Below are 7,672 nucleotides of genomic sequence, written 5' to 3'. Positions count from 1 at the left end.
TCATTCCTTCTTTGAAAGCAAGACCAATTGATTCCTGAGAATTGCTTTGTAAATAATTTATGGGATTAGATAATATATCTTGTGGTGTAGCAGATAATATATTTAATTTTCTTAAAAGTTGAGTGATTCTATTTTTATTTTTCCAATTAGGTATCCATTGACTTTCACCATCGATTGTTTGCTTATACATCTTCATAGGATAGGAAACAAAGCATTTACTAAAATTATTTGGATTAACAACGTTACCCCATTGTAAATCTGCCAAGATATAAGCATTACTTGAATGGCTATAAGAGAGTTGAGAATTAGGTAAACTCAGCCATCTTCTAATACTAGGCTTGATATGTATTTCGGGATAGGATTGATGGGGTACGGTTTCGACTTTAATTGTCAAAACAATTGAATAATAATAGATTTCTTCTCCTATTGTTGCCCTTATCGGATGCCAAGAGATTAATTCTATAGGTTGAAATTTAGATGAGGTAGTGCGATAGAATTTTAACGGTTGATTATCTACTGTAAAAGTACATTCTGGTTTAGTTAATTCTGCAGCCATAATATAAGGAAGCAGAATAAAATCATCGTTAGCGAGATTTGCTGTACCATTTGGATAAGTATTAAAATTGTTTCTGTAAGATACTGTTTCTGATGACCAAATTAAATTATCTTCAGAAAAAGATTCTCGTGCTATATCTCTTTCCTCAGCAGTAATACCGTCTCTTCGATTACTTGTTGGATTATCAGGAAATTCTAATTCAATCCAATAGTTTATAATTGCTCTAATGTCTGTTTTATTAATTTCTTGAGGACTATATACTAAACATTCTTTATATATGTCAGCAATATAAATTAAACCAGGAAGTAATCTTAATGCTTGATAAAGAGACTTAAAAGGAATAGTTGTTTTGTCTACAGGTTGTTTGTATTTGTTACGTTGTGCTGTTAATAGTTTGAGATACTGTATTGCTTCTTCCGAATTATTAACTTGTAGTCCGTAATAAGGTTGAGATTGTAAGTCAGCTTTTAATTTTAAAGCTAAAGCAGAAATTGTTTGATAAACCATAAAAATTGTTCCTCGAAATTAAATATTTACTGTAGGTAAACTCGATACATTTTTTGTTTGAATGATCGCTTGATAAAAAGGTTTGTATAAACGCTGCACAATTAATTTTTCTTGCTGCGGTATATCGGAATCATCTTGAAAATAGGGATGCAGTAAATGAGCAATTCCTACTAAAGTGCTAGTTGCTACATTGTCAGATTCATCACCATTTTTAGCTGTATTGGGCGCAAATTTGGCATCGCACCAAAACACTTCAGCGTTAGCATTCCCCCTAATTAAACGACCAATTACTTGCCACAAACAAACAATAATATCCCAATAAACAGCATTGCGATCGTTATATTGTTCGTCTTGAGGTAAAGTTCTTAATCTAATCGAAAGCTGCAACCAATGTCGCCATTTAGCATAAGCATCTCTGCGAAAATTATCCCCCAATTCTTCTAAAGTTTCACCACTAACCTTTTTGTAATTATCAATTGCCCAACGATTTATAGAATGAATCGCATAAGAAAGATCGTCGGGGCTAGGATGAGGTAAAACTAAAAAGTATGCTGCGCCAATTGCGGCCTTTCCATCAACGTTAACAATATTATGACCCCTTTCAATGGACTTTAATGGTGCAATTAATATTTCTTCTTTACCTGTTGCAAATTCTTTCGATTGTCCCCTTTGTAATGATTTATCTTTATTATTTTCCCATTCATTAAGATGTTCATCATCGCGAGATAAAGGAATAGCGTGATCGCCCCAACCTAAATCTTTAAGATGTTCATAAACTGTATTAACTTGGTCGTAACTATTTACAAGTAATAAAATCTTTCTACCGTTTAACTCCTTTAATTTTCTTTCTAAATATTCTTCTTTTACTAAGTTACTAACAATTTTTTTAAGATTATAATCTTTCTTATCTCCTGTACCCGAAACAGATATAGGTTTTTGTTGATCGTCACAAAAAGATAGAAATTCTGACTCTATTTTTATTTCTCTTTCTTCTTTTGGTGCAATTATTCCCGATACAGGAACATCAACATGAAAAGCGGAAGATTCACCCGCCCAACTTGTCCCTGACATCATTAATAAATGGGGAGGTTTAAAATTATCGCCTTGAAACAAATTAGCAAAATTAGTAAATAACCAACGTCCTACCCCAGTACAACGAAAAACCTGTAAACTTCCTAATGGTTCTTTATATGATTTAAGATATTGAAAGGCTAATTGATTACCCATTGGCATATTAGGAATCAGAGGATTAAAGTCTAAAGGCGGAAATTCAAACCACATTGAATCAGACATATTTAGGTTTAATATTTCTCTAACAAATTGCCATCTACTGGTGACTAGATAGAGATTTCTTTGTAGAGTGCAGACAAGTAAAGCAAATTCTAATGTAGCTATAACTTGATTTTTTTCTTTTTCTAATAGTTGTATAGTTGTTGCTTTTTTGATCCACTTTCTAATAGCTAGTTTTTTATTTTTTTTGTTGGCTATTAAAGTTAATTCTAGTAATAGCTGTTTATCCTTTTGACCTAGCTCTTCTAGTTCTATATTAGGTTCTAGTTTTTGTTCTATATAGGGTTGAAAAACATATTGCATCAGCCATTGTCGATTGTTAATTTCTTCTAGCTGCGGTTCTTGCTTATTACTGACTGTCAGTAATGTTGCTACTTCATTTAACAGCAACCAATCTGTAAAATATCTTTTGTATCTATTTTGTTTAGATTTATTTTTTGTTTCATCTTCTTCTTTATCAATATTAGTTAATAGTAGTAAAAGATTTTCTTGTGTTAGTAATGTATAAATTTTGTCTGCTACTTTACGCGCTTCTTGTAAAGCGTCCCACCAATCAGCAATAAAATCTTTGTGTAATAGTTTGGATTGAGTATATTTTAATTTAGTTTCAACTAAGTCATGTAATTCATCTATCCAAGCATCTCTAGTAGGACGACGTAACGTTTGATTGGGACTAAATGCACTATCCAAATAAGCTTGATGTTGGTCAACTTCATCGATAATTACTAAATCACTACGCCTCGCCATCAATTCAAAATAAATAATATTTTCTCGATTGATTGTTCGAGGTACTTTTGAATAAATTAAACTTCCTGGGGTAGCAATCCAAATTGAAGCTTTAACTAAATCTCTTTCTTTTTGATGGGAAGGACAAACACCATAAGCAGGACAATATTTATTACTGGTAAATTCTTCATCTTCTTCTGATTCCATTGGTTCTAAACTAAAGCAAGGTTGCTTGCCAATTTCAAAAGCTCTTTCTAATCTCGGAGTAATATAAGGAGTCAATAAACAAGCACTACTTAAATATTTAAACCCTGGATGATTTTGATTATAAGGTGTGTCTGGATTAGCATTATAAACAGCCTTATGTAACCTACTTAAATGGCTCGCTTTATTAGAATTACCTAAAATTGGTGCAACCTCATTAATATTAACTTCTGTAAAAGTTTTAATCAGATCAAATATTTGCAAGACATCGGCAACAATTAAAGTTACTTTCAATCCTTGGCGATAAGCATATACTGTTAATATTTTCATCAACACCGATTTACCAGCAGAAGGAATACCTCCCAAGTGCCTAACCCTATCTAATCTTAAATAATCTGCTTCTACCAGTTCTTGAGCATCATTGAATACTTCTAATTTCATGCGTTCAAAACAGTTTACCCAGATTGGATTTAAACCTTTTGCTGTTAGCTGTTCGTCCATCCATTCTGCTGTAAAATATAAATCTCGCCAGGGTATGTTTAAAGTTTCTCTTTGCGAATTATTGTTTAAATTATGACTGGGAGGACGGGAAAAATCAGCTAACTCTGAAGTAATAGTGACAGTATCCATCCGTTTTTCTACTTCACATTTATATTGTCCTTCCGTTGCCCAACTTACTTCTTTTCTTTGAGATAAGGCAACTGGTGTAGTTAAAGTTCTTTCGTAAACTTCAAAGCGATTATTAGCAACAGTAATATTAGTTTGTCTCTCAAAAGTATCTAATTCTGTTATTTCATAACCTCTAGTTTCCTCTGCATATTCTTGATATTTATCTAAAGCATCAGACCAAAGTTTAGGTGAAGTATATTGTGCTAATAAATGACGGGCAATACTTAACATTTTTCTTTGTTGTTGCGTCCAGTTTTGACTTACTACAAACGAATAATCGTATCCGGTTAATAAAACCCATAAACTCTTAGCTGTTGCATTAGGAAGAAGACTTTCTAATAAATAAAGCCCTAACTCTACATTCAACAATCCAGTATCTAAATCATCTTTCAATGATTCTTGCCATTCGGTGATATTTCTCATGATTGTTTACCTAATTTTCTTTTTACTTTCTGAATAAATGCACCTTCAAACATGACCTGAGATTTTTTGAGAGGAACAGTACAATAACTTCTGAATTCTTGTATATATTCCTTACCGTAGTGTTTTATTTCATCAGGAAATATGAAAAAACATTCATGATAAGGTTGTTCTTTCCAACGTGGAATAGGTTTATCGACTTTCTTAGCTAAGTTATATGCTGACTCCCAAAACTTAAGGTCTACCGCCCAAACTGTATCGTCAGGAAAAACTAAATGTATATCGTATATATCTAAGTTAGGAAAAAGAATTACCTCTTTTAAATCTAATTCTTTTAGCTTATTAAATAACCTTACTTCTGGTTTCCCAGGACGGTGCATAAAATAACGCAAATCTTGCTTTAACCACCTAACTTCGCTACCATTAGCATCAAAAGGAACTGCTGCTTTATTATATTGCGAGCAATGACGATTTTCACATCGTAAATCTTGATTTTTATTCAAATACATCAAACCATCACAATGGCCGCAACAATAAAAATTACCTTCTTTTTTATAAGATGCTGGTGCTAGTTCATAACAATCTATTAGTAATTCTTTTAATGATGAAAACTCTAAAATAGCTGTTGTATCTAGTTCGCGTTTAGTAACTACCGGATGTTCGATAATATATTGTCTAAACTTAGTATATAAATCGCGATCGCGAAAAGATTTAAATCTCAGTTTTTCAACTACTTTTCTTTGGAAGTTACCATATTCTTCTAAATATTCCTCTGCGGTTTCAACACAAAAATTACTCAGTTTCTGTTCTTCTATTAAAGATTTACTATGCCAATCTTCAGGACAATTAATATCCAAATCCCAATCTTGCAAAGGCTGTTTTGCCCAACGATTAAGAAAATCTGGAACTCCTTTTAGAGGCTCTATTCCTGTTAACAAACAATTTATGATTAATTTGTCTACTGCTAACTGTAAATTAGCTGGATATTGAGATAATTTTTGCCTGTTTATATTTTGATGATACTGACAGATTCCCTTGGCAATTCTTTGTACTGTTTCTTCATTCACCAAATATTTCTCCCTATCATTTTGACTGTCCTGTCTATGTACTGAATTAAGGTCATATCTTCTGTGTCCTGCGGCCGTTCTGATTGCACTAATTTTTCCAGCCTTTTCCCAGCGTCGCAAAGTATCGACGCTAACCCCAAGATTTTGTGCGGCTTCTTTGGGACTAACAAACTCAGAAATGACTTTTTCCTCAGTGCTGTTTCGAGTATAATCAGATTTGCCTAGATTTGTCTAGATATTTTATGATTTTGTAAAAAATTTTGAAATATGGCGATCGCTATTCCTAACTGTTATACTCATATCTTGCACCTTCGCTAACACCTCCCACACCCCCTTTATAAGGGGGGCAGGGGGGGTAGGCAAGAGGCAAGAGCGGTGAGACCCCGCGCCTTCGCATCTGCGCAAGGGAACGCTCACCAAGACAGGCAAAAGTGTTCAATTTTGATGCTAAATTATTCACAATTGACTACCTTGTCATAATTATTAAGTTTATTGGTTTTGGTGCAAGATGTGAGTTATATAAACCTCATGCGATCGCCCAAAACACGCCGATTTTAAATATTAGAGTAAAAATGTTATTATACTTAACAAATCTTAATAAATGTAATTATTGGGTATGTCTAATAAAAAAATTTTAATTTGGTATCGTAATGATTTACGAATTCATGACCATGAACCAATGTATCAAGCTATTAAAGAGGGTGCTTTAATCATTCCTGTTTATTGTTTTGATACTAGACAATTTAAAACAACTTCTTATGGTTTTTCTAAAACGGGTAATTTTAGAGGTCAGTTTTTGTTAGAAAGTGTTAGTAATTTACGTCAATCTCTACAAGACTTAGGGAGTAATTTAATTGTTAGAAAAGGTTATCCTGAAAAAATAATACCTCAATTAATCAAAGAATTAGAAATAGATGCAGTTTATTTTCATGAAGAAGTAACATCCGAAGAAACAAAAGTAGAAAAAGCAGTTAAACAAGCATTAAAACCTCTGAAAGTTAAAGTCCGAGGATTTTGGGGAACAACATTATATCATTGGGATGATTTGCCTTTTGAAGTGAATCAATTACCTGAGGTTTTTACCAGTTTTCGCAAAAAAGTTGAAAAAAATTCTACGGTAAACCCCACATTAATAACTCCCAGAAAATTAATATTTCTTCCTCATATTGAACCAGGAAAAATTCCAAGTTTAGAAGAGTTAGGATTAGCAAAACCTAAATCTGATTCGAGAGGAGTATTAGAATTTAAAGGAGGAGAAACAGCAGGGATTAAACGCTTACAAGACTATTTTTGGGAGAGCAACTGTCTTAAAGAGTATAAAGAAACCAGAAACGAAATGTTAGGGGCTGATTATTCTTCTAAATTTTCCCCTTGGTTAGCACATGGTTGTTTATCCCCTCGTTATATTTATGAAGAAGTCCAGAAATATGAAGAAGAAAGAGTTAAAAATAATTCAACTTACTGGTTAATTTTTGAATTATTATGGCGTGATTATTTTCGCTTTATTTGTGCGAAACATGGAAATAAAATCTTTTATGAATCCGGTTTACAAGGGTTAGATATTACTTGGAAAGAAGACCAAGAGAGGTTTAGTCTTTGGCAAGAAGGTAAGACCGGTTATCCTTTAGTAGATGCTAATATGAGGGAAATTGCAGCCACTGGTTTTATGTCCAATAGAGGCAGACAAAATGTTGCTAGTTTTCTCACTAAAAATTTAGGAATTAACTGGATAATGGGGGCTGAGTGGTTTGAATCTTTGTTAATTGATTATGATGTTTGTAGTAACTATGGAAACTGGAATTACACCGCAGGAGTGGGTAATGATGCGAGGGGGTTTCGCTATTTTAATATTCCTAAACAATCCCAAAATTATGACCCAAAAGGAGACTATTTAAGACATTGGTTACCCGAATTAAAAATGATTCCAGGGGATAAAATTCATGAACCCTGGAAACTTTCTCAAGATGAACAAAAACGATACAATGTCAGACTTGGCGTTGACTATCCTAACCCTGTTGTAGACTTTTTCAAATCAGTCAAAGCCAACGAAAAAGTCTATAATTCTGCTACAAAATAATGGGGAGTTCACTTCAAATTAAGAATATAAACTTAATTCTACATTCTTAATTCTTAATTCTACATTCTTAAGGAGTTTTCCATATCCGTTGATGATAGTCTTCAACCTTGGCATAAGGATCGATCGCAGTATGATGGTGATGGGAATGATCGTGAG

4 protein-coding genes are annotated in these 7,672 nt (G+C 33.1%); 1 reads left to right on the top strand and 3 read right to left on the bottom strand.

Annotated features, from left to right (window positions below; genetic code table 11):
• The 3 genes from C4E06_RS10455 to C4E06_RS10445 form a co-directional block, all read right to left on the bottom strand.
• The coding region (locus C4E06_RS10455) for a pPIWI_RE module domain-containing protein (RefSeq protein ID WP_157951142.1) at positions 1-1,063 on the bottom strand (1,063 nt) is incomplete at its 3' end.
• Positions 1,064-1,081: 18 nt separating this feature from the next.
• Positions 1,082-4,375, bottom strand: a complete 3,294-nt coding sequence (locus C4E06_RS10450) for a hypothetical protein (RefSeq protein WP_107668011.1) — start codon at positions 4,373-4,375, stop codon at positions 1,082-1,084.
• A complete protein-coding gene (locus tag C4E06_RS10445; protein ID WP_107668010.1) occupies positions 4,372-5,619 on the bottom strand; it encodes a MerR family DNA-binding transcriptional regulator in 1,248 nt (415 codons plus the stop codon). Before C4E06_RS10445 ends, C4E06_RS10450 begins: the two co-directional genes overlap by 4 nt.
• Positions 5,620-6,055: 436 nt before the next feature.
• Between C4E06_RS10445 and C4E06_RS10435 the strand changes: the two genes are divergently transcribed.
• Positions 6,056-7,516, top strand: coding sequence for a DASH family cryptochrome (locus C4E06_RS10435; protein WP_107668008.1), 1,461 nt, complete (start codon positions 6,056-6,058; stop codon positions 7,514-7,516).
• Positions 7,517-7,672 lie beyond the last annotated feature (156 nt).

The organism is Cyanothece sp. BG0011, assembly GCF_003013815.1.
In the GTDB taxonomy this organism is placed as follows: domain Bacteria; phylum Cyanobacteriota; class Cyanobacteriia; order Cyanobacteriales; family Microcystaceae; genus Crocosphaera.
This window is presented reverse-complemented; position numbering and strand designations above follow the sequence as displayed.